General features: G+C 61.1%; 27 protein-coding genes, 4 tRNA genes and 1 other RNA gene. 16 read left to right on the top strand and 16 right to left on the bottom strand.

Annotated elements, in window-relative coordinates; translation table 11 throughout:
• Nucleotides 1–64: 64 nt before the first annotated feature.
• Nucleotides 65–976, top strand: coding sequence for a Nif3-like dinuclear metal center hexameric protein (locus LDN90_RS14450; RefSeq protein WP_216925450.1), 912 nt, complete (start codon nt 65–67; stop codon nt 974–976).
• A 90-nt stretch (nt 977–1,066) separates the two neighbouring features.
• Nucleotides 1,067–1,804, top strand: coding sequence for a C4-type zinc ribbon domain-containing protein (locus LDN90_RS14445; protein ID WP_223946267.1), 738 nt, complete (start codon nt 1,067–1,069; stop codon nt 1,802–1,804).
• Nucleotide 1,805: 1 nt separating this feature from the next.
• Here the strand turns inward: LDN90_RS14445 and LDN90_RS14440 are convergent, their stop codons facing one another.
• Nucleotides 1,806–2,570: a peroxide stress protein YaaA gene (locus LDN90_RS14440; RefSeq protein ID WP_223946266.1), complete on the bottom strand. Its 765-nt coding sequence runs from the start codon at nt 2,568–2,570 to the stop codon at nt 1,806–1,808.
• Nucleotides 2,571–2,627: 57 nt separating this feature from the next.
• Here LDN90_RS14440 and rnpB point away from each other — a divergent pair.
• The 4 genes from rnpB to LDN90_RS14420 all read left to right on the top strand — a co-directional run bounded on the left by rnpB (nt 2,628) and on the right by LDN90_RS14420 (nt 5,994).
• An RNA gene (gene rnpB, locus LDN90_RS14435) (RNase P RNA component class A) lies at nt 2,628–3,019 on the top strand.
• Nucleotides 3,020–3,340: 321 nt separating this feature from the next.
• Nucleotides 3,341–4,792: a glyceraldehyde-3-phosphate dehydrogenase gene (locus tag LDN90_RS14430; RefSeq protein ID WP_263426297.1), complete on the top strand. Its 1,452-nt coding sequence runs from the start codon at nt 3,341–3,343 to the stop codon at nt 4,790–4,792.
• Between the two features lie 70 nt (nt 4,793–4,862).
• A complete protein-coding gene (locus LDN90_RS14425) occupies nt 4,863–5,072 on the top strand; it encodes a hypothetical protein (RefSeq protein ID WP_216925454.1) in 210 nt (69 codons plus the stop codon).
• Nucleotides 5,073–5,193: 121 nt separating this feature from the next.
• Nucleotides 5,194–5,994 carry an HNH endonuclease family protein gene (locus LDN90_RS14420; RefSeq protein WP_216925455.1) on the top strand — a complete coding sequence of 267 codons (801 nt, stop codon included), beginning with the start codon at nt 5,194–5,196 and terminating at the stop codon, nt 5,992–5,994.
• On the opposite strand, the gene LDN90_RS14415 is transcribed toward LDN90_RS14420, so the two are convergent.
• The 4 genes from LDN90_RS14415 to orn form a co-directional block, all read right to left on the bottom strand.
• Nucleotides 5,979–6,833: an acyltransferase domain-containing protein gene (locus LDN90_RS14415; RefSeq protein WP_223946264.1), complete on the bottom strand. Its 855-nt coding sequence runs from the start codon at nt 6,831–6,833 to the stop codon at nt 5,979–5,981. The two genes, LDN90_RS14420 and LDN90_RS14415, sit on opposite strands and share 16 nt — an antisense overlap.
• A 6-nt stretch (nt 6,834–6,839) precedes the next feature.
• Nucleotides 6,840–7,412, bottom strand: coding sequence for a peptide deformylase (def, locus tag LDN90_RS14410; protein ID WP_223946263.1), 573 nt, complete (start codon nt 7,410–7,412; stop codon nt 6,840–6,842).
• 97 nt (nt 7,413–7,509) lie between these two features.
• Nucleotides 7,510–7,582, bottom strand: a tRNA-His gene (locus LDN90_RS14405).
• 133 nt (nt 7,583–7,715) lie between these two features.
• Entirely contained in the window at nt 7,716–8,351 is a 636-nt protein-coding gene (gene orn / locus LDN90_RS14400) for an oligoribonuclease (protein WP_216925458.1), read from the bottom strand.
• Nucleotides 8,352–8,500: 149 nt separating this feature from the next.
• Between orn and mptB the strand changes: the two genes are divergently transcribed.
• The gene (gene mptB, locus LDN90_RS14395) at nt 8,501–10,057 is read left to right on the top strand and encodes a polyprenol phosphomannose-dependent alpha 1,6 mannosyltransferase MptB (RefSeq protein ID WP_216925459.1); all 1,557 of its coding nucleotides are present in this window, start codon (nt 8,501–8,503) and stop codon (nt 10,055–10,057) included.
• A 61-nt stretch (nt 10,058–10,118) separates the two neighbouring features.
• On the opposite strand, the gene LDN90_RS14390 is transcribed toward mptB, so the two are convergent.
• The 3 genes from LDN90_RS14390 to LDN90_RS14380 form a co-directional block, all read right to left on the bottom strand.
• Nucleotides 10,119–10,805, bottom strand: a complete 687-nt coding sequence (locus LDN90_RS14390; protein WP_223946262.1) for a DNA alkylation repair protein — start codon at nt 10,803–10,805, stop codon at nt 10,119–10,121.
• Between the two features lie 107 nt (nt 10,806–10,912).
• Nucleotides 10,913–11,512, bottom strand: a complete 600-nt coding sequence (locus tag LDN90_RS14385; RefSeq protein ID WP_223946261.1) for a GNAT family N-acetyltransferase — start codon at nt 11,510–11,512, stop codon at nt 10,913–10,915.
• Between the two features lie 78 nt (nt 11,513–11,590).
• Nucleotides 11,591–12,148, bottom strand: coding sequence for a single-stranded DNA-binding protein (locus LDN90_RS14380; RefSeq protein ID WP_223946260.1), 558 nt, complete (start codon nt 12,146–12,148; stop codon nt 11,591–11,593).
• Between the two features lie 220 nt (nt 12,149–12,368).
• Between LDN90_RS14380 and LDN90_RS14375 the strand changes: the two genes are divergently transcribed.
• Nucleotides 12,369–12,441: transfer RNA gene (locus tag LDN90_RS14375), tRNA-Arg, on the top strand.
• Nucleotides 12,442–12,509: 68 nt separating this feature from the next.
• On the opposite strand, the gene LDN90_RS14370 is transcribed toward LDN90_RS14375, so the two are convergent.
• Complete coding sequence (locus LDN90_RS14370) at nt 12,510–12,938, bottom strand: SRPBCC domain-containing protein (protein WP_223946259.1); 429 nt, start codon at nt 12,936–12,938, stop codon at nt 12,510–12,512.
• Nucleotides 12,939–13,035: 97 nt separating this feature from the next.
• Between LDN90_RS14370 and LDN90_RS14365 the strand changes: the two genes are divergently transcribed.
• On the top strand, nt 13,036–13,530 hold the full coding sequence (locus LDN90_RS14365) for a hypothetical protein (RefSeq protein WP_223946258.1): 495 nt from the start codon (nt 13,036–13,038) through the stop codon (nt 13,528–13,530).
• An 82-nt stretch (nt 13,531–13,612) separates the two neighbouring features.
• The gene (ettA, locus tag LDN90_RS14360; RefSeq protein WP_223946257.1) at nt 13,613–15,295 is read left to right on the top strand and encodes an energy-dependent translational throttle protein EttA; all 1,683 of its coding nucleotides are present in this window, start codon (nt 13,613–13,615) and stop codon (nt 15,293–15,295) included.
• 54 nt (nt 15,296–15,349) lie between these two features.
• On the opposite strand, the gene LDN90_RS14355 is transcribed toward ettA, so the two are convergent.
• On the bottom strand, nt 15,350–16,255 hold the full coding sequence (locus tag LDN90_RS14355; protein ID WP_216925465.1) for an acyl-CoA thioesterase II: 906 nt from the start codon (nt 16,253–16,255) through the stop codon (nt 15,350–15,352).
• A gap of 63 nt (nt 16,256–16,318) precedes the next feature.
• Between LDN90_RS14355 and LDN90_RS14350 the strand changes: the two genes are divergently transcribed.
• Nucleotides 16,319–16,990, top strand: coding sequence for a hypothetical protein (locus LDN90_RS14350; RefSeq protein ID WP_216925466.1), 672 nt, complete (start codon nt 16,319–16,321; stop codon nt 16,988–16,990).
• A 30-nt stretch (nt 16,991–17,020) separates the two neighbouring features.
• Here LDN90_RS14350 and LDN90_RS14345 read toward each other — a convergent pair whose 3' ends face one another.
• Complete coding sequence (locus tag LDN90_RS14345; protein ID WP_223949302.1) at nt 17,021–17,434, bottom strand: globin; 414 nt, start codon at nt 17,432–17,434, stop codon at nt 17,021–17,023.
• Nucleotides 17,435–17,468: 34 nt separating this feature from the next.
• Nucleotides 17,469–18,131 (bottom strand): mechanosensitive ion channel domain-containing protein, encoded by a 663-nt coding sequence (locus LDN90_RS14340; RefSeq protein WP_216925467.1) that lies wholly within the window; start codon nt 18,129–18,131, stop codon nt 17,469–17,471.
• Between the two features lie 87 nt (nt 18,132–18,218).
• Between LDN90_RS14340 and LDN90_RS14335 the strand changes: the two genes are divergently transcribed.
• Nucleotides 18,219–19,250 carry an NAD-dependent epimerase/dehydratase family protein gene (locus LDN90_RS14335; protein ID WP_223946256.1) on the top strand — a complete coding sequence of 344 codons (1,032 nt, stop codon included), beginning with the start codon at nt 18,219–18,221 and terminating at the stop codon, nt 19,248–19,250.
• A gap of 16 nt (nt 19,251–19,266) precedes the next feature.
• On the opposite strand, the gene LDN90_RS14330 is transcribed toward LDN90_RS14335, so the two are convergent.
• Complete coding sequence (locus LDN90_RS14330; RefSeq protein ID WP_223946255.1) at nt 19,267–19,746, bottom strand: OsmC family protein; 480 nt, start codon at nt 19,744–19,746, stop codon at nt 19,267–19,269.
• 54 nt (nt 19,747–19,800) lie between these two features.
• Nucleotides 19,801–22,374, bottom strand: coding sequence for an aminopeptidase N (gene pepN / locus LDN90_RS14325; RefSeq protein ID WP_223946254.1), 2,574 nt, complete (start codon nt 22,372–22,374; stop codon nt 19,801–19,803).
• 135 nt (nt 22,375–22,509) lie between these two features.
• Between pepN and LDN90_RS14320 the strand changes: the two genes are divergently transcribed.
• The 3 genes from LDN90_RS14320 (at nt 22,510) to LDN90_RS14310 (ending at nt 24,975) form a co-directional block, all read left to right on the top strand.
• Nucleotides 22,510–23,520: a hypothetical protein gene (locus tag LDN90_RS14320; protein WP_223946253.1), complete on the top strand. Its 1,011-nt coding sequence runs from the start codon at nt 22,510–22,512 to the stop codon at nt 23,518–23,520.
• Nucleotides 23,521–23,635: 115 nt separating this feature from the next.
• Nucleotides 23,636–24,076, top strand: a complete 441-nt coding sequence (locus tag LDN90_RS14315; RefSeq protein WP_263426296.1) for a ribose-5-phosphate isomerase — start codon at nt 23,636–23,638, stop codon at nt 24,074–24,076.
• Nucleotides 24,076–24,975 (top strand): DNA-formamidopyrimidine glycosylase family protein, encoded by a 900-nt coding sequence (locus LDN90_RS14310; protein ID WP_223946251.1) that lies wholly within the window; start codon nt 24,076–24,078, stop codon nt 24,973–24,975. The genes LDN90_RS14315 and LDN90_RS14310 overlap by 1 nt, the downstream gene beginning before the upstream one ends.
• 63 nt (nt 24,976–25,038) lie before the next feature.
• Here LDN90_RS14310 and LDN90_RS14305 read toward each other — a convergent pair whose 3' ends face one another.
• Both LDN90_RS14305 and LDN90_RS14300 read right to left on the bottom strand, forming a co-directional pair.
• A complete protein-coding gene (locus LDN90_RS14305) occupies nt 25,039–26,169 on the bottom strand; it encodes an IS1249 family transposase (RefSeq protein WP_223945982.1) in 1,131 nt (376 codons plus the stop codon).
• 181 nt (nt 26,170–26,350) lie between these two features.
• A tRNA-Gly gene (locus LDN90_RS14300) sits at nt 26,351–26,424 on the bottom strand.
• A gap of 150 nt (nt 26,425–26,574) precedes the next feature.
• Between LDN90_RS14300 and LDN90_RS14295 the strand changes: the two genes are divergently transcribed.
• Nucleotides 26,575–26,649, top strand: a tRNA-Pro gene (locus LDN90_RS14295).
• Nucleotides 26,650–26,691 lie beyond the last annotated feature (42 nt).

The following is a 26,691-nucleotide window of genomic DNA, read 5'->3' as shown; positions in this document are numbered from 1 at the left end:
CCGCTGGGCAGGTACGGCAGCAACCAAGACTGCCCCATCCGGCCCAGTAGGTAAGAATAAGAGTATGGAAGCAGTAGACACCGCCATTTCTGATGCGGATTCCGGCGACGACGCCGGGACAGTGGAAGCGAGCGGAGACCCAACCCTTGGCCAGGTGTTGCTTGCTGTTGAGGAACTCTGGCCGGAGTCCTTGGCTGAGGATTGGGACGAGGTGGGCCTCGTAGTTGGACGCCCCAACACACCCGTCACCAAGATCCTGTTTGCTGTGGATCCCACCCTTGCTGTCATCGACGAGGCCATTGAGTGGGGTGCCGGACTCTTGATTACCCATCATCCGCTGCTGCTCAAAGGCGTGAACTCCGTCGCCGCTACCTCGGCCAAGGGCTTGGCGGTGCATCGGCTGATCGAAGCTGGCACCGGACTCCTGACCGTCCACACCAACGGTGACTCCGCAGTCGGCGGCGTATCCGACGTATTGGCGGACGCCTTTGGCCTGGAGAACGTTGCTCCGCTTACTCCTGCCGCCAATGGTTTGCCCGAGGAAGGCATTGGCCGGGTTGGTGATCTTCCTGAGCTCATGACCCTTGGCGATTTCGCTGCCCGCGTCTTTGGGATGCTCCCCGCGGTGGCCGGAGGGGTCCGCGTGGCCGGTGACAAGGACGGTCTGCTACGGCGCGTCGCCGTCTGTGGTGGTGCCGGGGACAGCTTGTTCGATGCCGTCAGGGCCAGCCATGCAGATGTCTACGTGACGGCCGACATGCGGCACCACCCGGCGTCGGAAGCGCGGGAAGGTGCCGTCAACGGCCGTCCGTACCTCATTGACGTTTCGCACTTTGCCAGTGAATGGCTGTGGCTGCCCGTAGCCGCTGAAGCGCTCGGCAATGTACTTACAGACCAGGGCTACGATGTCGAGATCCGCGTGAGCAGCACCAATAGCGATCCCTGGGACTTCATACTCACTCCCGGCGGGGACTAGAGTCTAGAAGACACGGACGAACCCACTCAACGGTGGCCGTCCATCCGGAACTGATTCCCAGCTCCGGAAGCGACACAAGCGGAGGTAAGCGTGGCGAAAGCAGCACCGGCAGAACAACTGAAATTGCTTGAACTGCAGGGACTGGACGCCAAGCTCAAATCGTTGGCCGGCCGCCGGAAGGTGCTGGAAACAGATCCACGGATAGCTGACCTGCAGGATGCACTGAATGTAGCCAATGGTGAACTTGGCGCCGCCAAGATGGCGGTGCACGACGCCGAAGCCGAACTGCGTCGTTCCGAAGCGGACGTGGAGCAGGTCACCTCCCGCATCGAACGTGACGAGGCCAGGCTCAACAGCGGAACCGGTCTCTCCAAGGACCTGGTGGCGCTTCAGAGTGACATCGCATCCCTTAACAAGCGCCGCTCGGACCTTGAGGACGTTGAGCTTGAAATCCTGGAGCGTTTAGACACCCTGCGGGAGCGCCAGGCCGCACAACAGGCCATCGTGGATGACATCCAGGGTTCATTTGCCGGCATCCGCGCAGAATTGGATGAGGCGATTGCTGAAATCGCCGCCGAGGAAACCCTGGTCCGCGGGCAGCGTGCCGCGTTCGCGGAGGCCCTCGACGCCGGAATGCTTGCAGTCTATGAGAAGACGATCGCCAAGCGCGGCGTCGGCGCCGCCAGGCTCTTTCACGGTAAATCGGAAGGTTCAGGCATGATGCTCAGCCCCGGCGACCTCGCTGAAGTCAAGGCTGCGGCTGACGACGACATCGTTTTCTGCCCGGACTCTGGATGCATCCTGGTCCGTTCGGCGGAGTGGAACTGACCTAGCTGCCCAGAATGATATTCAGGGCGTGTGGCTTGCGGGCCGTACCGGAAACGAGTTCCGCCATCCAGACCTCCTTGGCCGCTTTCAGCAGTTGATCAGGTGTTGCGGGCACCTTGCCACGCCTGGTCAGCAGATGCCTGGCAAACTCACCCCGCGTGTGTTTGGCGAAGTGGCTGACCACGGTGCGCTTGCCGTTTGCCTCGTTGAAAACATTCACCGTCACGGTTTGCAGTGCTGGTGGAGCCCACGCAGCTGCATACGTGCTGGAGCGGCAATCAACCAGCAATTCTCCTTCAGCTCGTTCGGCGAGGGCCGCATTCAGGTTCGGCTTCCAGAACGAGGCGAGGCGTCCGACGTCGGGCAGTGCCGTTCCCATGGACAGCCGGTAAGCCGGCACATGGTCACCAAAACCGATGGCACCCCATAATGCCGAAACCACCAGAATCGATTCGGTTGCCTTGCGTCGTTGGGCCGGCGTCATGGAATTAAAGCCGAGCGCGTCATACAGGACTCCGGAGTAGACCTGGTGGGCCGGCGCCGCTGGTTCCGCATGCAGCCGGGTATTACGTTCGACGTCGTCCTTCAGCGAGGCGCCGACGCCAAGCAATGCCAGGGCGTCCTCGTGCGCGCTAACCGTGCCCAACGAGTCCAGGACCTTGGCGCGGTACGGGTTGAGCTCCGGAAAGCTGAGCGACTCCCATTCGACGGCGGGACCTTTGACGGCGGGGGTCTTGCCTTCGGAAGGCGGCAGCAGAATCAGCACCAGACGATATTACCGGGGACGGAGGCAACCCTCGACGCCGGTAGACTGTACGGCGGATGGGTTGACCAGGCGGTCGCGCGTCACGCAAGTGGCTCGAGGAACGTCCGGGCTCCGCAGAGCAGGGTGGTGGGTAACGCCCACTCGGGGTAACCCGCAGGCCAGTGCCACAGAAAACAGACCGCCTGCGCGTGGTGATGCTTGCATCAGCACACGGCAGGTAAGGGTGAAACGGTGGTGTAAGAGACCACCAGCTCCCTGGGTGACCGGGGAGGCTAGGTAAACCCCACCCGGAGCAAGGCCAGACAGGACACGTTTGAGGGCTGCTCGCCCGAGTGTCCGGGTAGGCTGCTGGAGGGCGCCGGCAACGGCGTTCGTAGATGGATGGCCGCCACTCCTTTGCCGGCAACGGCAAGGGATGACAGAACCCGGCGTATCGGTCAACCCATCCACACATTTGCCACTAGGTCCCAGGCATGTGACGTCCATTGTGACTGCCATGTGAGTGATTTCACGCCCCCGGGCGCCCAAGAGGGCACCCTTCCGCCTTAGACTTGTTATGAACGTAGATGTTCTGCCGCCGGGACTGCGTTCGCAGCCGGCGGTCTTTTCTTTGCAATCGTTCAAGGCGCTGTGGGCGGACCGAAGCCCGGCCAGTGCTCGTGCCGCAGGATTACTCCGGGCGGCCGCCATCTGCATACGAGGACGTATGTGGTTGACCCAAGGAAGGTAGTTCTGTGAGCCAGACGTCAGATTCTTGTCTTGATAAGTGGATGGGCCGGGAGGCTCTCGCCGAGGCCATGATTCCGGTAATCGGCCGGTTGTACCGGGAAAACAACGTGGTCACGAGCATCCACGGCCGGAGCCTGATCAACAAGTCGACCATGAACATCCTGAAGGCCCACCGCTTTGCGCGCCGGATGAGCAACACCGAGCTCCTGCTCGAAGAAACTGCACCCCTGTTGAACGCGCTTGCTGAGCTGGAACTCGGCGCGGCTGCGATCGACATTGCCCGTCTCACGGAGAAGTTCCGCGTCGAGGGCCACGGCACCTCCTTGGATGAGTTCCTGCGGTCTGAGCTCGCCGAAATCGTCGGAAAGCGTGGCGCTGATGACCGCACCAGCACCGACGTCGTGCTGTACGGCTTCGGCCGCATCGGCCGCCTCCTGGCCCGCATCCTGATTGAAAAAGCCGGTGGCGGGCATGGCCTGCGGCTGCGTGCCATCGTCGTCCGCAAGGGCGCCGAGAACGACCTCGTCAAGCGCGCCAGCCTCCTGCGCCGCGACTCCGTACACGGTTCCTTTGAAGGAACCATTCGCGTGGACGAAGAAGCCAACACCATCACCGCCAACGGTGTTCAGATCCAGGTCATCTACTCCGACAACCCCGCAACCGTGGACTACACCGCCTATGGCATCGAGGATGCCCTGGTAGTGGACAACACCGGGCGTTGGCGCGATGCTGAGGGCCTGTCCCAGCACCTGCAACGCAAGGGTGTTGCGCGCGTCCTGCTGACGGCGCCGGGCAAGGGCGATCTGAAGAACATCGTCCACGGAATCAACCAGTCCGACATCTCCGATGACGACAAGATCGTCACGGCTGCGTCGTGCACAACCAACGCCATCACGCCGGTGCTGAAGGCCATCAACGACAAATTCGGTATCATCCACGGCCACGTTGAAACGGTGCACTCGTTCACGAACGACCAAAACCTGATCGACAACTTCCACAAGGGCGATCGCCGCGGCCGTTCGGCGGCCCTGAACATGGTTATCACGGAGACGGGTGCAGCCAAGGCTGTTGCCAAGGCGCTTCCGGAACTCCAGGGCAAGCTCACCGGCAACGCGATCCGCGTACCTACCCCGGATGTGTCCATGGCGATCCTCAACCTCAACCTTGCCAAGGGCACCACGCGCGATGAGGTTAACGACTACCTCCGCGAAATGTCGCTGCACTCGCAGTTGCGCAAGCAGATCGACTACATCGACTCTCCGGACGTTGTCTCCACCGACTTCGTCGGTTCCCGCCGGGCAGGCATCGTTGATGGCCTGGCCACTATTTCCAACGACAAGAACCTCGTTCTCTACGTTTGGTACGACAACGAATTCGGCTACTCCTGCCAGGTAGTCCGTGTCATGGAGGAAATGGCCGGCGTAAACCCGCCGTCCTTCCCTGCCCGCGACATCGTGGCGCCTATTGCAGTGCTTGAGGCAGCGAACGCCTAAGCCGGAAGTATTCACGGGTTTCCCGGCTGAGTTACTGGTATCAGCCGGGAAACCTGACCAAAATGGGTTCATGGAAAATGAATCAACTTTGGAACACGAGACAACGCTGGAACATGCGCTGGATGTAGCACGGGCCAACCACAAGCAGGCACAGAAACTGCTGGACCACGCCATTGCAGCAAACGCCGCGGGGGACGTCAGCGACGAGCGCGTCCAGCAATTGCGCACGCTGCTGGAGGTGGCTGCTGAAGACCTCCAACGCGTTATGCGCGAGCAGTAACCCGGGGAAGTTCCCCACACTGCAGTGTGACTTCTCCTACACACTGTGAATATCGGCTCTGACTGTCGGTGCCGTGTCCTACGCTCGTAGGACACCACCCACCCCGACTGGACGGAGCCCCTTGAGTATCACCTGGTCTGCCTACAAACGCGCGCGCAGACGATCACGCCAAGCTTGGGCCATTCTAGGATTAGTAGCCGCAACCCTCGCGGCAGGCCTGTCTTGGTTCTTCACCACAGGCCAGTTCAACGCAGCCGAGCCATGGGTCTCCGGTCCCAGTGATGCGCCGGTCTTTAATCCCGCTTGGATGAAACCCATTGCCGGGATCGAGGCCGTTCCCGCGGAGAAGGCAAGCGCGGCACTCGCACAGCTGGAAGTTAAGGGACGGGCATCCCAGGAAGACTATGAGCGAACCGCATTCGGCCAGGCATGGCTGGATGCCGATCGAAACGGATGCGACACCAGGAACGACATCTTGCGCAGGGACCTGTCGTCCGTGGAGTTCACCAGCGGCTCCTCATGCAGGGTTGCCACTGGAGAGTTCCAGGAACCCTACACGGGTGCCCACGTGACCTTCCGCCGAGGTCAGGACACCAGCGCTGATGTTCAGATCGACCACATTGTGGCTTTGGCCGACGCATGGCAGAAGGGTGCCAAGCAATTAACGGTGCAGCAACGCCAAAGGCTGGCAAATGATCCGTTGAACCTGATTGCGGCTGATGGCGCCGAGAATGTGAAGAAGGGCGCAGGCGACGCCGCCACTTGGCTGCCGCCGAACAAGAACTTCCGGTGTCACTACGTAGCACGGCAGATCTCCGTCAAGGCAGCCTACAAGCTCTGGGTCACCCAGGCGGAGAAGGACGCCATGATGCGCGTCCTCTCTTCCTGTCCGGATCAGCAAACCATTTACAGTGCCAGGTGACCGTGTCCCAGTTGCCAGGTACCGCCGTCGTCGATTCTCTCCAGGACAACGCGCTGAAGGGAGGTCTCCCGCGGTAGCCGGTCCAGGCCCTCAAGCCCCCGGTGCCGAAACGTGAAATAAACCGCATCAGTGGGCGCATCGGTGCACCTGTCCAGTGTGAAACGGCGGGCGAAGGATGCGATGTTGCTGTTTGGAAGCCTTTTAACCAGGTAGGGATCCAGCATCCAGGACTCGCACGTGGCCACAGTGGCTGGCTTGTCCGGGAAATAGTGCGGAAAGAACGAACGTGCCTCGTCAAAGCTGGCGTCTACCAGGGCGGGGGAGAGGCCTCCGTCCTCGGGAATGTGGATACCCAAGACCCAATCGGATGCGTACGCCACGTTGCCCGAAGGCCCGTCGTCACGCGGGCTCCGGATCAAATGGAATTGCAACCGGCCGAGCCGGAACAGATTCCCTGCCATATGCAACGTCAGCCAGCCCCACGTGTCCAGGCCGAAACGTCCATGAACGCGGCGGTTGATGCGGAGCTGGAGCCCCACGTCGGCGAGGGTGGCTGCTGACACGTCGGCGCTGATTCCCAGTTCCAAATGGTATGAGTGGACTCTGGGTGCGAAGCGGAGCAGCGCCTCGACCCAGACACTCTCCCCAGGCTGCCTGGGCGAAACTGCGTCGGCCGAAATACTGTCGGCCGGAAAAGTGCCAAGCCGTTGCTGCAGCAGCTCCAATGCTTCCAAGACGTTGCCACTGGGGTTTCCGTCCAAGAGCGCGGCGCATTCCATGGCGTCCTCGCCGGTAATGTCCAGGAGCTCGAACAATTCTGCATGGGGCGCTTGGGTCATCGAAAATCAGTGTCCGAAAGGATCGGGGTCGACGCCAGGCATCCATGTCAATCCGGGAACGCCCCAACCGTTCTTCTTGGCCTGCTTCATTGCCTTCCGGGCATATCGGTCCACAAGGCGGTTGACGTAAAGCTTGCCGTCCAAATGGTCGTACTCGTGTTGCATGACTCGAGCGAACCAGCCTGTAGCCTCGAAATCCACCGGTTTTCCGTCACCGTCAAAGCCTTGCACGCGGGCCCATTCAGCGCGCTGCAGAGGGTAGTGCTCTCCGGGGAAGGAGAGGCAGCCTTCAACGTGCTCTTCCGGGTCCGGGAGGGCTCCGGAGATCTTTGAGAGCGTCAACACGGGATTCACCAGAACGCCTTGATCCGGGGCGTCGTCGTCGTTGGCGTACTTATATACAAAGATGCGCTTCCCGACTCCCACCTGGGGTGCGGCGAGACCAACTCCGTTCGCGGCTTCATTGGTTTCGAACATGTCCGCGATGAGTTTTCGGAGATCGTCATCGAATACTTCGACTTCACTTGCCCGACGATGCAAAACGGGTTCGCCCCAAATGGTCACAGGGAGGACGGTCATGTCAGCTCTTCCTTGGTCGGGCCAAAACAAAACAAAGGCCGCACCGGATAACCGGTGCGGCCTTTGTGGAAACCGGCTTCTAAGCCAATCTCGGCGGGGTGAGCGACGGGGGTTGAACCCGCGACCTCCTGGACCACAACCAGGCGCTCTGCCAACTGAGCTACGCCCACCATGTGCCTTTTTTCGGTAAGTCCGTATGACCGGCATTCCGTGAAGGCAACGACAAATAGCTTACCTGCTGTTTTGGGGTGAAAAGTCCACTTTTGCCGGTTTCGACGAAAAAACCTTCAAAAATGGCGCAGATCACATGGTTTCTGTTGAACTCAGAGTCTCAGCAGTCGCCGTGATGTCCTTGGAGATGCGCTGGGCGGTAGCAGTGTCGGGCCCAGGGGCGGGTACAAAAACGGCCTGCCTGTAGTAGCGGAGCTCGTCGATGGAATCCTTGATGTCGCCCAGTGCGCGATGTCCGCCATGCTTGGCGGGCGACTGGAAGTAGGCCCGCGGGAACCAGCGGCGCGAGAGTTCCTTGATGGTACTGACATCGATGACGCGATAGTGGAGGTGCTCCACAATGTTCGGCATGTCCCTGGCCAGGAACATCCTGTCCGTGCCCACCGAGTTGCCTCCCAACGGGGCCTTGCGTGGGTCCGGAACCCACTTCTCGATGTACTCAAGCACCTGCGCCTCGGCCTCGGCCATCGTCTTGCCGTGGGGGAGTTCGTCAAGGAGTTTGGAGCGCGTGTGCATGTCGCGAACGAAGTCGTTCATTTGCTCCAGCGCTGCGTCGTCGGGCTTGATGACGACGTCCACGCCATCGCCCAGTATGTTGAGCTCGGAGTCCGTCACGAGCGCCGCAACCTCGATCAGGGCGTCGTTCTTGAGGTCCAGGCCGGTCATTTCGCAGTCAATCCAGACGATGCGTTCATTAGTAATAGGCACGCGCCTAGCCTATCCTTCAGGCGGTTCCAAGTGCTCCGATGGTAGGATTTTTGAGCACGGCAGTGTCCTTTCTTCCTGCCGTGGACAGCCCCCAGAAATTCAGATTTCTGTCCCGGAACGCAACGGGCAAACGATTGGATGAAGACCACATGACGGTGCCTGTACCCGCCGCCCAGAAGGCAGGGAAAGAAGCGCCGCCCGCGGATGCTGCTGCCAACGAAGTGGATAACGCCAGGTCCCCGCTGATCGCCGGTTTCATTGGCTCGATGTTCCTTGTCTTCGGCTCGCTGGGCGTTGGCTGGCTCGCACCGGTGTCTGAACTTCGCCGGCTTCCGCTTTTCATCTGGATGCGCACCGAAGGTGTGGGCGTCGCGCTGTCCATCGTCCTGCTGGCTGTTGGAGGCATGCTGCTGGTCCGGGCCTGGCTGCGCCTGGGGCAGCGTGTCCGGGTTTGGGGACTTCAAGCCCGCAAGGCCACGTTGCAGGCTGTGGTGGCCTGGGGACTGCCCATGATGTTCACTGTCCCGCTGTTCAGCAGGGACGTTTACGCCTACATCGGGCAAGGCAGACTCATGGTTGAGGGGATGAATCCCTACGAGAATGGGATTTCCGCCCTCCCGAACTACTTCCAATTGGGCGCCGACAAGATGTGGACGGAAGCTCCCGTTCCCTACGGCCAGTTCTTCCTCTGGATCGAACAATTCGTTGTTTGGGTGACCAATGTCCAACCTGAGGCTTGCATCATGCTGTTCAGGCTGGTGGCAGTTGCGGGCGTCATACTCTGCATCATCTACGTGCCCAAGCTGGCAGAACTCCACGGTGTCAATCCGCACCGTGCACTATGGTTGACGGCCGCCAACCCCCTCTTTCTCACCAACTTCATCGCCAGTGTCCACAATGACGCGCTCATGATCGGGCTGGCCTTGGCAGGTCTGTACTACTGCGCCACCCGCCGGGTGGTCCTGGGCTTGGTGCTGGTGACACTCTCCATTTCGGTCAAGCCAATTACGGTGGTCTTCCTGCCCTTTATCGGCTTGCTCTGGGCGGGCAAGGGTGCGTCATGGCCGCGTAAGATCCTTTTCTGGTTCCTGACAGCAGCCCTGACCTTTGGCCTCCTGTACGCCATGAGCCTGGTCAACGGGTTTGGGTTTGGGTGGGTGAAGGGCCTGTCTGCCCCCGGGAGCGTCTGGATTTGGTATGCGCCCATCGGTTTGATCGGCTTGGTTGTCGCCTCGATCTTCAATGTATTTGGACTTGACGGCTGGGGCATGGCGAAGTGGGTTTACGACGCCGGCAAAGTGCTAATGGTGGGAGCCATCGCCTGGCAGGTCTTCCGGGGAGAACACGACCGCCTGATGCGCCGGCTCACCCTGGCCTTTGCGGCGATCGTCCTGTTGGCCCCGATGATCCAGTCGTGGTACGTCGTGTGGTTGATTCCATTATTTGCGGTTACCGGCATACGCAATGATTGGCAGGTGAAGGCTGTCTACTTCGTGGTGTCGTTCTTCATGGTCTACGCCATCTCGGACCAACTGGATGTGTTTCCCTATCTTCAGAGCGAGGATCTCGGCCTTGCCCTGACCCTGGCGCGGAACGCGGCAGCCATCATCGCGCTCCTGTTTGCCGTCTACTTGATCTTCGTGGATCCGAAGACGAAAAGCCTTTTCCGCAAGCGCGACGAACCAGGCCTGCGCCCGATCATCTGAGGATTGCCTGAGTCTCCCGACGGCTCCTGGCCGACTGCTTAATGTGAGGACAGCCGAATGCTTAATGTGAGGACAGAAGCCGTACTGCCTCACGTGTGGAGAGCGGGCTGAGCGCTGGAGCATTCTCTGCGGCGAATGCCCTGACCCACTCGGGGTTCGTCTTGCTGTACTCCCGCAAGGCCCATCCGATGGCCTTCCGGATGAAGAACTCGTTGTCGGCAAGGTTGGGTTTGATAACGGCCGCCAGCAGCCCGGGGTCCGTCAGCGTCTTGGCTGCCAATTGAGCAGTAATGGACGCCCTTCGGATCCACATGTCCTCGTCCGTGGACCATTGCAGCAAAAGAGGCGTCATGGTGGACCTATGGGCAAGGAGAAGGGCACAGAGACGGTGGGCCACTCCGTCGACGAGGTCCCACCAGGCGCCGGTGCGGATTATTTCCTCATAGACAGGCAGCATGGCAAGGTCTTCCTTGACCATCGGCAGGCCTGTCAACTCAATGGCTGCATATCGTTCTTCGCGCGCCTGGGCATTCCGCCACAAATCATGAACGGCCTCCCGAAGGCTGCCGGGTGAAGAGATGGGAAACTGCCTGGCCGCCGCCTTGGCGATTCTTCGCACCTCTGGCACCCGGATACCCCACGAGGGCATGTCCGACTTCATATACGCCTGCGCTCCCCGGGCACGCTCGGGATCCCCGGCAGATCGAAGTTTTGACCGGATGGCCTCAAGCAGGTCCTTGTTCTCCATTCCTCAACTGTATGACTGGGCAGTATGACTGGCCGTCCTGGGAAGTGTCCAACCCGGAAATCGTCTTTGTTCTCCGCCCCATACAAGCGACCGCGAGGCCAGCAGTCTTATGCGGTCTTGCTGTTGACTCGAACGATGGCGCGCCCGGGAATGGGAGTTGATACCACTGAGAACCCACTTTCAACGAACAGCGAAACCGTGCCGTGATACAAGTCGGACGGAGCAGCCTTTGGACGAAGGCTGGTGTCGACGGGATACGCCTCAAGGGTGGTGGCTCCGTTATTGAAGGCATGGTTGACGGCTGCCCGGAGTAACGTCGCGGCAACTCCTGATCGCCGATGGTTCGGTGAAACCACAAAACAGCTCACCGACCAAAGGGTCCCAACGTCAACGGGCGGCAGGTCCGCTGCCCGAAGAAGCTGCGACCGTTCTATGCGGGGATAGTTTGCCCGCGGTTCCACAGCGCACCAGCCGACCGCCTGACCACCCCGGAATGCCAGCACCCCTGGCTCTGGATCCTCGTCGAAGCGGGCCCGCAGGAGCTCCTTGAGTTCGGTTGGTGCCTTGGACCTGAATTCCTTGCCCGGGAGGGCGAACCAGCGGCACCAGCACCGGGATGGCTCGCCCTTGACCCCGAATAATTTCTCCACGGCCTCCCAGGATGCCGGAGCTGTCTCCAGTCGGGGTACTGCTGCGTCGTATGCCATGGACCCAGAGTAATCTCCACTGTGGGGCTACTGCGGGGCTGGTCCCACCAGTTTCATCGCGGTCCCCGACGCGAAGGTTCAAGCCCCGGCACCCACCAACTCACCTGTGGTGGTGTTTACCACCAGCGGACCGGCGCCGTCCGGATCGTCGACGTCCACTGTTTCTGTCTCGTCCTCCGGGGGCGCTTGTTCGTTGTCGCCGGCCTCCCACTCAATCCCCGGATCTCCAAGCTTCCCGGCTGCCTCGCCGGAGGGGTTTGAGTCGGCTGGAGCCGACGTCCCGTTCATCCGGGTGAAGTTCGCAGAACCCCACATGAGATCGTGCCCGACTGATTCCGCGTCGATTTCTGCCACATGGTAGATCTTGCCCTCGTGTTCCCACTGCCTTAGACGGAGTTTTCCCACGACGATGACGCGTTGACCCTTCTTCACGCTGCAGCCAACGTGGCCGGCCAAGTAGCGGAAGGACTGCACCGTGTACCAGTTGGTGTTGCCGTCCACCCATGTATTGCTGGCCCGGTCGTAGCGCCGTTCAGTTGTCCCGAGGCGAAATGAAGCAGTGGACGTTCCGCGTGTGGTGGTCGAACTCTTGACTTCCGAGGCTACAAAGCCCCGAAGAGTAATGGTGTCGTTCATGGTGGTCCTTCTCGATGTAGGAAAGTGCCCGTCCGGCCCTCTTAGCCTCATGCATGCAAACAAGGCTGGGGAGAGCGGTCTTGCCCTATGTGAATAACTCCGCCTCGCAGGGTTGTTGTGGAGGAGAAGTGCCTGTGGGCGTGGGCTGGCAGGCTGCAGTCCGAATGCACTGTAAACTCTTTGTGGCGCCAGCGGCTTAGGCTTGTATTGGCGCCTGTGCGCCCCAGTAGCTCAGGGGATAGAGCAGCGGCCTTCTAATCCGCCGGTCGGGGGTTCGATTCCCTCCTGGGGCACAGGAAATCCCCCGGAACCTGCAGGGTTCCGGGGGATTGATTCTTTAACTACGTGGCTCTTTAGGCTGTCACTCAAGAAATTCCTTGAGGTTCTGAAGAACCATGCGCCACGTCGCTGCCGAATGCTCCACTTCTTCTTCGCTCTTGTTGTTGCCCTGCGTAATGGTCACGGATGTTCCTTTGTCCGCATCGGCCAGGCGGTATTCCACCGTGTGATAATTTCCGGGGGAATCGGGAAGTCCCGATGAAGGACTGTAGTGAGTGGTTTTCAAGAGCTGCAAGGGTTCGAAGGCCAGGATGATGCCCTTGTCCTCGTATGCCTTGCCGTTGTACTCGCCGGAGTAAGTGATGGGATCGCCTACCCGCCAGGTTGTTTCGACATTGGTTCCGAGGAAGTATTCCTTGATGAGGCCAGGATCGGTCAGGGCCTTCCATACCTGCTCGCGCGGGGCGGCAACGGTGATCGACGCCTCGGCGTCAGGGATTTTTCCTTCCATGGGTTTCTCCTTCCCGCGGCCGCCGATTCAGGCGCGCCACCACTTGGCCCACGCTACGCCCGCGGGCCGTCCATGGGAATGGCAGAATGGCTATGTGATGAGCAGGGGAACCAGGGTGGAGCAGTCGAGTCGTGAAAGCAACTTTCAGCTGAACGGTAGGGCTGCCGGGGCCTTCCTGGTCCTTGTTGCTGCCCTTGCACTGACGGCATGCGCTGCATCGTCACCACAACCTACGGCAGGCCCAACTTCTTCGAGCCCCACATCCCTCCAAGCCAGTGCTGAACCCAGCGTGGACCCCGCCATAGTGGCCACGAGCACGGCTGTGGAGGCAACGCTGAAGAAGATCGTGGCGGCCAACCCCAAACCGGATACGGAATCCGTTCGCGCAGCCCTGGTATCAGCGGGCATTCCCCAAGCCAACGTGGAAGTGTCCGTCAGCCGGACGCCCACAGGTCTTGATGTTGATGCGTTGGAAGCCGCGGCGCTGGCAGGCGATAGTTGTGTCATGGGCCAGATCCGGGATGGAGGCGTCGTGATGAGCGTTCTGCCAGTACTTGCCACCGGGAAATGCTTCGTGGGCAGCGTTCGTTAGCAGTACTTCCCCACGGAGCTGCTGACAGGGCCCGATAGCACCGAATGTGAGATCTGTCCGCCTACCCACTAGATTTAAGGGCATGGCGGAATTCATTTATACGATGACCAAGGCTCGCAAGGCCGTTGGCGACAAACTTATTTTGGACGACGTCAGCATGTCGTTCTACCCCGGCGCGAAAATCGGCGTCGTAGGCCCGAACGGTGCTGGCAAGTCCACCATCCTGAAGATCATGGCAGGACTGGACACTCCTTCAAACGGCGAGGCCCGCCTGAGCCCCGGTTACACCGTGGGCATCCTCTTGCAGGAACCGCCGCTGAATGAGGAAAAAACCGTCCTTGGCAACGTCCAGGAAGGCGTTGGCGAGATCTACGGCAAGATCCAGCGTTTCAACGAGATCTCCGAAGAGATGGCCAACCCGGATGCAGACTACGACACTCTGCTGGATGAGATGGGCAAGTTGCAGGAAGCGATTGACGCTGCCGATGCCTGGGATATCGATTCCCAGCTCGAGCAGGCCATGGACGCCCTGCGATGCCCGCCGGCTGATTCCGATGTCACGGTCCTCTCCGGTGGTGAGCGCCGCCGCGTAGCGCTGTGCAAGCTTCTCCTCCAGAAGCCGGACCTCCTGCTCCTTGACGAGCCCACCAACCACTTGGACGCCGAAAGCGTACTGTGGCTTGAGCAGCACCTCTCCCAGTACCCCGGTGCCGTCCTTGCCGTGACTCACGACCGCTACTTCCTGGATCACGTGGCTGAGTGGATCGCAGAAGTCGACCGCGGCCACCTTTACCCGTACGAAGGTAACTACTCCACCTACCTGGAGAAGAAGAAGGCCCGCCTTGAGGTCCAGGGCAAGAAGGACGCAAAGCTGTCCAAGCGCCTCAGCGAAGAACTTGAATGGGTGCGCTCCAACGCCAAGGGCCGCCAGACCAAGTCCAAGGCTCGTTTGGCCCGCTATGAAGAAATGGCCGCAGAGGCCGAGCGCACCCGCAAGTTGGACTTCGAAGAGATCCAGATTCCTCCGGGTCCGCGCCTGGGTTCCGTGGTCATCGAAGCCAAGAATCTGAAGAAGGGGTTCGACGACCGCGTCCTGATCGAAGACCTCTCCTTCTCGTTGCCCCGCAACGGCATCGTTGGCGTTATTGGACCGAACGGTGTGGGTAAGTCCACCTTGTTCAAAACCATCGTCGGCATGGAGCCCCTGGACGATGGTGAGCTCAAGATCGGCGAGTCCGTAAAGATCTCCTACGTGGACCAGTCCCGCGGCGGTATAGATCCCAATAAGTCTCTCTGGGAAGTTGTTTCCGAAGGCCACGACTACATCCAGGTGGGGCAGGTCGAAATGCCTTCGCGGGCCTACGTTTCGGCGTTCGGCTTCAAGGGACCGGACCAGCAAAAGAAGGCTGGTGTCCTCTCCGGTGGTGAGCGTAACCGTCTCAACCTTGCATTGACCCTTAAGCAGGGTGGCAATCTTCTGCTCCTCGACGAGCCCACCAACGACCTCGACGTCGAAACCCTGAGCAGCCTGGAGAATGCCCTGCTCGAGTTCCCCGGCTGCGCCGTGGTGGTCTCCCACGACCGTTGGTTCCTGGACAGGGTAGCAACCCACATCCTCGCCTACGAAGGTGACGACGAGAACCCCTCCAAGTGGTACTGGTTCGAAGGTAACTTCGACTCCTACGAGGAGAACAAGGTGGAGCGCCTCGGCGCTGATGCCGCAAAGCCGCACCGCGTGACGCACCGCCGCCTGACCCGCGACTAGCGGGTCGCCACAGGCACAAAATGAGGCCGGTCCCAACAGGGACCGGCCTCATTGCTAGGGAATTCTGACCATCCCCTCCTGTGCCACGGTCGCAACGTGCAGGCCTTCGCGGTTGAATATCCGCCCGGTAGCCAAACCACGTGCCCCTTGCGCGCTGGGGGACTCCTGGACGTACAGCATCCACTCGTCCACCCGGACCGGCCGGTGCCACCACATGGCGTGATCGAGGCTTGCGACGCTCATGCCCGGCGTCATCCAGGCGAGGCCGTGTTTGCGGAGGATGGGCTCCAACAAGGTGTAGTCGCTTGCGTACGCCAACGCGGCCAGGTGCAGCTTGGGGTCGTCGGGCAAGGGTCCCATCGTCTTCATCCAGACGGCATTGGTGGCCACGCGCTCGCTTGGCGGTGACACGTAAAGTGCGGGGTCGATGTGACGGACGTCGAACGGCCGCTCCGAGGACATATGCCGTGCCAACGGGTGGTCGAATTGAGCCAGCAACTCAGCCGTGCTGGGCAAGGATTCTGGGTCCGGAATGCCTTCAGGCATTGTCGCTTGATGATCAAGGCCTTCATCTTCAACCTGGAACGAGGCGATCATTGAGAGGATCGGGACACCGTCCTGATAAGCATGAACGCGCCGCGCCGAGAAGGACCGACCGTCACGCAACCGTTCCACACCGAAGGTGATGGGCTTATTGGCGTCGCCGGGCCGCAGGAAATAGCCGTGCATGGAGTGCGCCACCCGGTCTGGTTCCACGGTTCGCATGCCAGCCATCATGGATTGGGCTAGAACCTGGCCGCCGAAGACACGATGCCGGGGCTGTTTTTGGGAAGGTCCAAGGAAGATATCCTCATTGGTCCGGGCTCCGTCGAAGTCACCCAGGTCCAACAGGCCAATCAGGACTTCCGTCGGATCTTCTGAGGGTGCCTCAAACTTAAGGCCAGCGTTCGTGTCAGTCATGGTTCGACTCTAGACGGCCCCCGGACCCCTCTCAACCGCGGACATGCCGGTAGAGTCGATGCTGTGACAGACCTCTTGACCCAGTCCTTCCGCTTTGCTGATCCCCGCGACCTCGTTGACCTGCGGACCTTTGTCACGCGTGCCAAGAGCATCGATGACGGCGCCATCCGCCTGCAGGCTGCAGGCCAGGTATTGGCCGCCTACGTGTGTGTGCTCAGGCCACGCATCCTGGGCGAATCAACTCCCACTATCCTTGGGTTGCGGACCATGGCGCTTGCAGAACCCGCGCAGGCCGATGTCACGGTGACGCTCGCCTCTGTCATGGACCGTCTTGCCCGCTCGGGTGCCGACGACGTCGAGTTGCCCATTCCGCCGTCGACGGTTTCGGAGTCGTGGGCTGGCGTCGGCGCGCCCAGGAGCGGTTGGGCAGTCCTGGGGACGGTGCTCGACGCCGACCTGAAGTCAGCAGCGGAAGCCGGCATTGCAGAGGTGGCTGGCGTGGTGCCCACTGCCGCCGGCGCTGCCGTTGTGAATACGGCCCGGGCCGCCGTGTGGGGACGAGAGCTCCCCGGACTCAGTGACCTGCCTGCCGGTGCAGCCTTCGCTGCCTTCGCCTTGGGATTCCTGGGCGCGGGCGAGCAGCAGCTGTTCCGCAATGGACGGTGGTTCCGCCTAAGTGGTCCTCGTGGCCATGTACTGGTTCGCACGGGCGCAGGCTTAGGCCTGGGCTTCTAGACCCAAACGACGACGCCCAGACGACAGCATTCAGACGGCCGAGGGGCTGTTCACCATGGTCAGGGCAGCGCGTTCCATGTAGTCCCAAAGGGTTCCCTCGTGAAGCGGCGACAACCCTAACGAGTCCACTGCTGTCCGCATGTGGAAGAGCCAGCGATCCTTCGCTTCGGGCGTGACTCGGAATGGCATGTGGCGCATCCGCAGGCGTGGATGGCCGCGCTCCTCACTGTAAGTAGTGGGACCACCCCAATATTGTTCCAGGAACATGAGGAAGCGCCGTTTGGCCGGTTCCAAGTCTTCTTCGGGGTACATGGGCCGCAGTAGCGGATCCTGCGCAACGCCGTCGTAGAAGACGTCAATCAGCTTCACGAAAGTATCGTGACCGCCCACGGCTGCATAAAAGCTGTCGGTGTAGGCAGGTTGGCTGAAGGGATCATTCTGCATCAGCTGGCGTCGTGGACCAGCCTGGGGGTTCGTGTCACTCACTGGCCTTCTCCTCAGCCTTCTTGGCAGCATCATTGTCGTCGGGTTCCGGCGACTCCAACGGAACGTAGTCTCCCTGCGAGCGGTTGCCTACGCGCAGGATTTCGCCGTTTCGCAGATACCAGATGGCTCCGTCCTCAGCGCGGACCCGCGTAATGCGCAGGCCCACTGATTCAACGGTACCAATCACTTCGCTGGTAACGATCACATCGCCTATTCCGTACTGGTCTTCGATGGTGATGAAGATACCGGCGAGGAAGTCACGGATCAGCTGCTGCGCACCGAAACCGATAGCGACACCCAGTATTCCCACGCTTGTCAGCAGGGGCGCGACGTCCACGTTCATGAACTTGAGGACGTAAATAATCACGATCACCACAACCACGACGCTCACGAGGCTTGTCAGCAGAGTGCCGATGGTTTCGGCGCGCTGTGACCGGCGTTCGTGATCCAGCGCACGGATTGCCGGTTGCACCCATTTGAAGTGTGGCTTCTTGAAGAAGGAGCTGCCCGCGGATACCCGCCGTGTGATGCGCAGGATGATGAACCGCGCCACGATCCAGACAAGCAGGCCTACGCCTAAAGTGATGAGGATCGAAACGAAGTCTATTTTCTCCGGTTCAATGGTGATGGTTTCCGCCAAGGGGATGGAGGTCAAGGTGGAATAACTCCTTGTCGTCGGCCCGTGTTCGCCGGGCGCGGAACACTCTGTCCACTTCCAACCCTATCGCCGTAGCGTGACGGTATGCGCATCCTGGTCCTTGGCGGTACTGCCTTCCTGTCAGCTGAAATCGCCAAGCAGGCGCTTGCCTTGGGGCACGACGTCACGTGTCTGGCCCGTGGCAGCCAGGCGAACCCGCCCGACGGCGTGGAATGGGTCCGTGGCGACCGCGCCTTGGGCAGTGCAGCATATGAGGACGTGAACAGTAGCTGGGACGAGGTTGTCGACGTTTCCAGGGATCCTGTTCAAGCGCGGGATGCCCTTGAAGCGTTGGTACCGAGCGCACGCCATTGGACCTTCGTGTCCAGTTGCTCGGTGTATGCGGATCATTCCGTTCCGGGTGCTGACGAGAACGCGGCGCTCCTTGAACCTTTGCCTGAAGGACAAGCCGGCACTCCGGAAACCTATGGTGAATCAAAATCTGCGATCGAGAGCTTGACCCTCACGCTGGTGGGGCAGAAAGCCCACATTGTGCGGGCAGGTCTCATTGGAGGGCCAGGGGACGGCTCTGACCGTTACGGTTATTGGCCTGCACGTTTCGCAGCCAATACTGGGCCGGTTCTAGTGCCGAACATTCCAGATGATGCCACCCAGATCATCGACGTCCGTGACCTCGCCGGATGGATCATTCAAGGGGCGGAGATGGGCCTGACCGGCACGTACAACGCGTTGGGAGACGTAGTTCCGTTCAGTGAGTACATTTCCGAATCCAGCCGCGCGGCGCTGGGCCAGGAGAGGCAGCCCGGCACGGACGCGAAGATACCGTTGAGCGTAACTGTCCAGGCCGACGAAGACTGGCTGGTGGAGCAAGGCGTCGATTACTGGGCAGGGCCGGACTCACTTCCTCTCTGGCTGCCCCCGGACCACGACGGCTTCCAATCGCGAAGCAATCAAGCGGCGAAGGCGCTCGGTATGACATTGCGCCCGTGGCAGGAGACTCTCCGGGACGCCTTGGACTATGAGCGAAGCCTGGGCCTGGAAAGGGAGCGCAAGGCAGGCTTAAGCCGTGAAACTGAACGCAGGCTGGTAGGACTCCTGCGGGAGCAACAGGCCTAAGGCGGGTTTAGCAGACTCAGGCCGCTGCCGACGTCGTCATTGGCTCGTGCAACACCGGGAAGTTGACACTGCGGGCTATGAAACAGACCTGATTGGCTTCGTGGTGAAGTTGCGCCATCATTGCCGAGTGAGCCGGGTCCGCAATGGTGACGTGCGGCTTCAGGGTTACGCTCTCGAATTGGCCGCTGCCGTCACGGTTTAGCTTCATGATGCCCTCGGCGTTGTCCTCGTAGCCGGTGACGATAACCCCATGTTTTACCGCCACGTGCAGGAAGGAGAGCATGTGGCATTGCGACAGGGCAGCAAGCAGGAGTTGCTCGGGGTTGTAGCGCGTGCGGTCGCCGTGGAACGTTGGATCTGCGGAACCCTTGAGGATGGGCAGCCCGGGAATCTCTACCTCATGATCCCGCGAGTACCCTCTGTAGCTCTCTGTACCGACGCCCAGATTTCCAGTCCAGCGGACGGTCAATGCATAGTGGTGTTCGTTGAGGCCCATGCGGACAGTTTAGCCATCTGCCAAACAGCGCCAGCACAGGCCCCAACGTACGGCTTAGGCGTCCACGTCCACGTCCGCTGCCCGGGCTCGGAGCGCCCGTGCCACGGCGTCCCGGTTTTCCAGCATCATTCGGCGCAGCGCTGCACTTCCCTCGGGCAGGTCCGCGAGGAATTCGTCCGTCCGGTCCACAGTGGCCTGGGTTGTGAGCTGTGCCGGATAGAGGCCCACGACGATCTGCTGGGCCAAAGCGTGCGTGCGTTCTTTGACAATCCCGGGGACCGCTTCGAAGTACTTTTCAGCGTAGGGTTCCAGCAAGGTGGTATCCGGCACCCGCATGAAGCCGGCCACTGCCGAGGCTTGCAGGGCGTTGGAGAGCTCGCCCTTGACCACGATGGAATCCCACGCGGCAGCTTTGGCTTCCGCTGTGGGAATAGCGGCCTTGGCCTGTGCCGCGGCATTTTGGCCGGTGGAGGTGTTGTCGTGGGCGAGTTCCTGGTCGATGCGCTCCTGGCCCTGCCTGCCGCCGGCCACCAAGGCGGTGAGCAGCTCCCACCGCATGTCCTGGTCGACGGTAAGGCCTTCAAGGGTGTCGGTCCCGTCCAGCAGCGCCTGGATGCGGTCCAGCTGCTCCGTGCTCCGTGCCAGCTGCGCGTAAGACTTCACGAACTGCAACTGCGCATCCGAGCCAGCATCCACCGCCGCCGCGAGGTCCCACAGTTTGTCGGCGGCAGCGATCGTTGCCTCCAACTTGTGCTCAGCTGCCACATAGTAGGTCAGCGTCGTGGCTAGCTGCCGCAGTTGAACGAGGATCACCGAGGAGTCTGTTTCCTCTGCGATGTTCGCCAGGATTAGTTCGACGTAGCCGCGTGCAGGAGTTTCTCCGTCCCGTGCCGCATCCCATGCGGAGCCCCACACCAGTGTGCGGGGCAAGCTGGCGGCAAAATCCTTGAGATGCGCTTTCGCTGTGGCAAGCGAATGAGCATCCAGGCGTACTTTGGCGTAGGCGAGATCATCATCATTGAGCAGGATGAGGTCCGGGCGTGCGAGGCCAGCCAGGGTGGGCACTTCGGTCCGTGGGCCCTCGACGTCCAGCTCCTCGCGGTGCGTCCGCTCCAGCTTGCCTTCCCCGGACAGGTTGTAGAAGCCCACGGCCAAGCGGTGTGGGCGCAATGTGGGCTGTTCATCGATGGCTGTCTGCAGGATGCTGAACGAGGTGATGGTGCCGTCTTGCTCCACATCCACCTCGGGAGCCAAGGTGTTCACGCCGGCGGTTTCCAGCCAAAGCTTGCCCCATACGTCAAGGTCCCGGCCGCTTGCGGCTTCCAGTTCCACCATGAGATCTGCCAGTTCGGTGTTTTTCCATGCGTGCTTGGCGAAGTACGTGCGAACACCTGACATGAACTGTTCGGGTCCAACCCAGGCAACCAACTGCCGCAGGACAGAGGCGCCCTTGGCATAGGTGATCCCGTCGAAGTTGACTTCCACGTCTTCAAGGTTGTTGATTTCGGCGAAGATCGGGTGTGTGGTGGGTAGTTGGTCCTGGCGGTAGGCCCAGGATTTCTCCACTGATGCGAAAGTGGTCCACGCCCGGTCGAAGGCAGTGTTTTCCACTGCGGCCAGGTGGGACATGTACTCGGCGAAGGATTCGTTGAGCCAGAGGTCGTTCCACCAGCGCATGGTCACAAGGTCCCCGAACCACATGTGTGCGAGCTCGTGCAGGACGGTGATTGCACGGCGTTCGATCTGTGCGCCGGCAACCTTGCCACGGAAGATGTATCCCTCCAGGATTGTCACCGCACCGGCGTTTTCCATCGCACCGGCATTGAACTCGGGGACGAACAGCTGATCGTACTTTTCAAACGGGTATGGGCAGCCGAACTGTGCCTCGAAGAATTCGAAACCCTGGCGGGTAAGTTCGAAGATGTTGTCGGCGTCGAGGTACTGCATCAACGATTTGCGAGCAAAGACGCCCAGCGGAATGACCCTGCCGTCCGAACTGGCGACCTCCGACCGGACGGATTGGTACGGTCCTGCGATGAGGGCGGTGACATACGAGGACAGACGCGGCGTGGGAGCGAATTCCCACACTGACCTGGCACCGCCGTCCTCGCCTGCATCGGTTTCAACCGGTACCGGGGTGGGGGAGTTGGAGACGACGTCCCAGTGTGAGGGCGCGGTGACGTGGAACGTGAAGCTGGCCTTCAGGTCGGGCTGCTCGAAGACAGCGAACATCCGCCGGGAATCCGGAACCTCGAACTGGGTGTAGAGGTAGACCTCCCCGTCTACCGGATCCACGAAGCGGTGGAGGCCCTCGCCGGTGTTCATGTAGCGGGCATCAGCGACGATGGTGAGCTCATTCTCTTCGTCAAGGTTTGGAAGCTGGATGCGGATACCGTCTGATACTTCGGCGGGATCGAGTTCGGTGCCGTTCAGCGTAACGCTGTAAACGGTCTCGGTGACGGCGTCGATAAACGTTGACGCTCCAGCCTTTGCCGAAAATTTCACCACCGTGGTGGATCCGAAGACTGCGGCCCCCTTGGTCAGGTCAAGGGTGACGTTGTAGGACTCGACATTGAGGATTTCAGCGCGCTGCGCGGCTTCGACGCGCGTCAGGTTAAGGCCTGGCAAGTGGTGCCTCCGGAAGTTTGGGGTGGCCGGCCGGGCCGGGGGTCCGGTCGATGGTGTGAAGCCATTCTTTCACTCCAAGCGCCGATGGCAAGGAGGTGCCACCACAGTGTCGCTGCCAGGGAGTAGCGTTGGATCATGGGAACGTTCCGGGAGTCTCTTGACATACGCGCACTCAGGTTTGCACTCGCCTTTCCGTTGCTACTGGCCATTGGTTTCGTCGTTTGCGCCCAGATGCTTCGAAACGATCTTCCGGATCCGGTAGCAGTGATGTGGAACGCCGACGGCGGCACCGCTTTTGCGCCCTTCGGCGCCTACGTAACAGGCGGCGCAGCCCTGATCACGTTCTTCGGTTGGGTCGCCTTCCTCCAAGCCGTTCCGCTTTCGCGGCCCGTGGTAATGCGAAGGGTCATGATGGGCCTTGGCCTCATGGTGAGCCTTTTCGTGACCACAGTCCTCGCTGCCGGATTGGTTGGGCAATCCGGCGTGGGGGAGGCGCGCGCTTCCCACGTAGATCCGATCGTCCTCGCCATGGGTAGCGGTGCGGCAGTATCCCTCGGCGTCGTCCTCATGTTCGCTTTCAAACCGGATCCGCGCTGGACGCGCGAGGATGATCAGGCCCTCGAAGCCGAACGCCTCCACATCACGGACCCGGACCTCGCGCGGGACACCCTGCGCATGTGGGTCCATGCCCGCAGCTCAGTCTTCGTCATGATTATCGTGTCCGCACTGTTTCCAGCCGCGCTGATTGCCATTGCTGTCCCGTGGCTAGGGGCCTTGGTGGCTGCTGCAGCGCTGGTCGGCGCCGGATTCCTGTTCGCCCGCGTCCGGGCGGACAGGGGCGGGCTGCAGGTCTTTGCAGGTGGCGTTGTACCCGTCCTGACCGTTCCCGCCGTCGACATCGCGGCGGCTGCTCCCGCTGAAGTAAAAGCTGCAGACTTTGGTGGCTGGGGGTGGAGGCACCATGACGACGCGACCGCGATGCTGGTCAGCAGCGGTCCTGCCGTCGTCGTAAGGAAACTTAACGGACGCAGGGTTGCGCTGAGTGCCGGCACTGCCGCCACTGCGGACAAACTCGCCGGAATCCTGAACCGGGCGGCCGAGCGGGCCCATCCCGGTGGGCAAGCCCAGCAACCCGGCGCGCGGTAACCTAGGTAGCGCATCCCACATCGCCGCGCCCGGCCAGGTGCCACACCGGCGCGCCAGAAAGAATGGACTACCCGTGACTAAACCCCGCGTCCACATCGCCACAGACCACGCCGGCATGGAACTTAGCGCCCACTTGGTCATCCACCTCACTGCCAAGGGCTACGAGGTTGTGGACCACGGACCCAAGGAATATGACGCCCTGGATGACTACCCGTCTTTCTGCATCAACGCAGGAGTTGCAGTGGTGGCTGACCAGCAAGCAGGCGTTCACGCGCTGGGCATCGTTCTGGGTGGTTCGGGCAATGGCGAACAAATTGCCGCCAACAAGGTCAAGGGTGTGCGTGCCGCGCTGGCTTGGAACCTCTCTACCGCCAAGCTCGCGCGCGAGCACAACGACGCCAACGTAGTCGCCGTTGGCGGCCGTCAGCACACGGTGGAAGAAGCAACCGAGCTCATCGAGGCCTTCCTGCAGGAACCTTTCAGCAATGATGAACGCCACGTCCGCCGTATCGGCAAGATTGCGGCTTACGAGACCACCGGCGAGATCGTCGAGTAGTGCCTGAGGGGCACTCCGTCCACAGGCTGGCCCGCCAATTCCAGGATGTGTTTGGCGGCCGGCGTTTGGAGGTTTCCAGTCCGCAGGGACGATTCACAGCCGGTGCGGAGCTTCTGGACGGTCATGTGATGGTTGAAGCTGTTGCGCACGGAAAGCAGCTTTTCCTAAGGTTCGACCACGATCTTTTCCTCCACGTTCACCTTGGTCTCTATGGTGCTTGGAGCTTTGGCGGCGATAGCTCCTTCACGGGGGCCTCCAGCATCGGCGCGCCTCGCCGGATCGGTGAGCGCGAGACTGCCTCGTCTGAGGGGGAGTCCAGCGCTGAGGCGGACTACGCCGGGCCTCCCGCCCCGGTGGGTGCAGTCCGCGCCCGCTTGGTCTCGGACAACGGCTGGGCCGATCTTCGTGGAGCCACTACTTGCGCCGCTGTTACGTCCCATGAAGCAGAAGCTGTGCTGGGCCGGCTGGGCCCTGATCCGCTGCGTAACCGGCCGGGGGACCGGGACGAGTTCATCCGCCGGTTGCGACGCCGCAAGACCGCCGTGGCCTTGCTGTTGATGGACCAATCTGTGCTGGCAGGGGTCGGAAATATTTACCGTGCCGAGGTCCTCTTTCGTCAGGCTGTGGATCCATGGACTCCTGGAAACATGATTGATGCTGCGACAGCGGGCAAGTTGTGGGATGACGCCGTCCTTGCCATGTCCGACGGCGTGCGCGACGGTCGGATCGTCACCACACCGCCAGCGCTATGGAGCGGTAACGGCGCCTCAGCGCCCGACGCCGATGCCCACTTTGTCTATAAGCGCGAAGGGCAGCCCTGCCGCGCTTGCGGGACGTTGGTAGGCATGGCAGAAATCGGCGCCCGCAAACTGTATTGGTGCGCTGGCTGCCAGTTGTAGCAGCGCTTGTCATTTGTAAGAGCGCTGGGTTATAGGACAAAACGTGTGTAAATCCCGGGTGTGTCATGATCGTCCGGCCCAGCCTGCGCGGTGCCAGAGGCCTTCATCGGGGCTGAGGCCGGTGCTGTAGATCTCGGGGCCGGGCTCCGGTTCTGTGGTTGTGCTGGCGTTGGTCCTGCCGGGTTTGTAGTGCCGGTTTTCGATGAGCTTCGCCGGGGGCCGGGGTTGGTCGCTGTGGAGGTAGAGGTACCACTCGATGGCGCGTTTTTGGTGGTCCTCGCTCATGCCCCGGTGGGCCCGCAGGATCAATCGGAGTTGCGCGTTGGTGCCTCCTTCGATCCGGTTGGTCGTCGAGGCGATATCCAGTCCGGTGTATTCAGCCTGCAGATAGGTAAAGAGGGTCCCGGCTTGGCCGAGTCGTTCCAGCAGCCGGTAGGCCTTGCGGAGTCTGTCGTGGGTGTACCACCAGGTTTGGTTGGCCCGGACCCATCCCGGAGCCATGGCCGTAGCGGTGCGGTAGGTGCGGGCCTTGACCAGATGCCCGTGTTCCTGATGCCAGTCATTGAGACCCGCGAGCCAGGCGGCTGCTTCGGCGGGGGCTTTGATCCTGGTCAACGCCCGTCCCAGCCGCAGCAATGCTTTGCCCGCATCCGTTCGGGGCCGGCTGGTCAGGTAGGTCCGGACATTGCGTTGGACATGGACCAGACACCGTTGGACCGCGGTTTCTGACCAGCACTCCGACAGGGCTGCGGCGATCCCCGAACCGCCGTCAGTGATCACCACGCGAGGGGCAGGGAACCGTTGCAGCAGCGCCGCCCACGCGGCCTTTTTCTCGGTGTCGCACCACTGCCAGCCAAGCACGTAATCACCGGCAACAGCGATCAGGCAGCACCACGACCCGACAAAGATCCCATCGACCTGGATCTGGTCATGGACCTCCCCGGTCACGGGAATGCGCGGGGCGATGTTCCAGCACCAGGCCGTGCGCCGTCGGAAGGACCGGGCCGTGCCGAACATGGTCAGCGACGACTGGCCTGAAGTGCCTAACAACCAACCAAGAAACGCCTCCAGCTCAGCGCGACGGCTGACATCCGGACGTTGACCGGAACGGCTCGCCCCGCAGTTCAGGCACCGGTAGCGCTGTTTGCCCGCTGCCGTTTTCCCGTTCCGTACCAGCGTCTGGCCGCAGACCAAACATTCCCCAGATATGCAAGCACCCCAGCCACCCTAAGCTCCAAAAGCTTAGCTATCCCGGAATTCGCCCGCCAGCGCTGGAAAGCAGGCCCAACCAATACACACGTTTTGTCCTATAACCCAGAGCGCTTGCCGGTCCTAACAACGAAAAGCCCCAATCCGAAGATTGGGGCTTTTTTACTGGAGGGGACGACGGGAATCGAACCCGCGTAATCAGTTTGGAAGACTGAGGCTTTACCATTAAGCTACGTCCCCGGATGGATCTCCTGCTGGATCCTTGTATGGATCTCTCGCTTAGGACATCTTCCCGGTGGCTGTTGAAGCCGGGTACAACTAAACCTAATTCCGGCGGCGGTGTCAAATGTGCATTCCGGGCCCGCTTGCCCGTAGACTGTCCTGTGCATTCGGGGTGTAGCTCAGCTTGGCTAGAGCGCCTGCTTTGGGAGCAGGAAGTCGCAGGTTCAAATCCTGTCACCCCGACTCTGTGTTTCGTATCCGCCTCAGGGATGCGGCAGAACCCCA

It is taken from the genome of Arthrobacter sp. NtRootA1 (assembly GCF_019976975.1).
Classification (GTDB): Bacteria; Actinomycetota; Actinomycetes; order Actinomycetales; family Micrococcaceae; genus Arthrobacter; species Arthrobacter aromaticivorans.
This window is presented reverse-complemented; position numbering and strand designations above follow the sequence as displayed.

Coding starts and splice junctions, on each gene's coding strand:
- LDN90_RS14370 (WP_223946259.1), bottom strand. CDS start 12,938: ATGGAAGGAAAAATCCCTGACGCCGAGGCGTCGATCACCGTTGCCGCC.
- LDN90_RS14430 (WP_263426297.1), top strand. CDS start 3,341: ATGGGCCGGGAGGCTCTCGCCGAGGCCATGATTCCGGTAATCGGCCGG.
- mptB (WP_216925459.1), top strand. CDS start 8,501: ATGACGGTGCCTGTACCCGCCGCCCAGAAGGCAGGGAAAGAAGCGCCG.
- LDN90_RS14335 (WP_223946256.1), top strand. CDS start 18,219: ATGCGCATCCTGGTCCTTGGCGGTACTGCCTTCCTGTCAGCTGAAATC.
- LDN90_RS14380 (WP_223946260.1), bottom strand. CDS start 12,148: ATGAACGACACCATTACTCTTCGGGGCTTTGTAGCCTCGGAAGTCAAG.
- LDN90_RS14365 (WP_223946258.1), top strand. CDS start 13,036: ATGAGCAGGGGAACCAGGGTGGAGCAGTCGAGTCGTGAAAGCAACTTT.
- LDN90_RS14345 (WP_223949302.1), bottom strand. CDS start 17,434: ATGCAGAATGATCCCTTCAGCCAACCTGCCTACACCGACAGCTTTTAT.
- LDN90_RS14315 (WP_263426296.1), top strand. CDS start 23,636: ATGGAACTTAGCGCCCACTTGGTCATCCACCTCACTGCCAAGGGCTAC.
- ettA (WP_223946257.1), top strand. CDS start 13,613: ATGGCGGAATTCATTTATACGATGACCAAGGCTCGCAAGGCCGTTGGC.
- LDN90_RS14390 (WP_223946262.1), bottom strand. CDS start 10,805: ATGGAGAACAAGGACCTGCTTGAGGCCATCCGGTCAAAACTTCGATCT.
- LDN90_RS14385 (WP_223946261.1), bottom strand. CDS start 11,512: ATGGCATACGACGCAGCAGTACCCCGACTGGAGACAGCTCCGGCATCC.
- LDN90_RS14355 (WP_216925465.1), bottom strand. CDS start 16,255: ATGACTGACACGAACGCTGGCCTTAAGTTTGAGGCACCCTCAGAAGAT.
- def (WP_223946263.1), bottom strand. CDS start 7,412: ATGACCGTCCTCCCTGTGACCATTTGGGGCGAACCCGTTTTGCATCGT.
- LDN90_RS14330 (WP_223946255.1), bottom strand. CDS start 19,746: ATGGGCCTCAACGAACACCACTATGCATTGACCGTCCGCTGGACTGGA.
- LDN90_RS14450 (WP_216925450.1), top strand. CDS start 65: ATGGAAGCAGTAGACACCGCCATTTCTGATGCGGATTCCGGCGACGAC.
- LDN90_RS14425 (WP_216925454.1), top strand. CDS start 4,863: ATGGAAAATGAATCAACTTTGGAACACGAGACAACGCTGGAACATGCG.
- LDN90_RS14415 (WP_223946264.1), bottom strand. CDS start 6,833: ATGACCCAAGCGCCCCATGCAGAATTGTTCGAGCTCCTGGACATTACC.
- LDN90_RS14320 (WP_223946253.1), top strand. CDS start 22,510: ATGGGAACGTTCCGGGAGTCTCTTGACATACGCGCACTCAGGTTTGCA.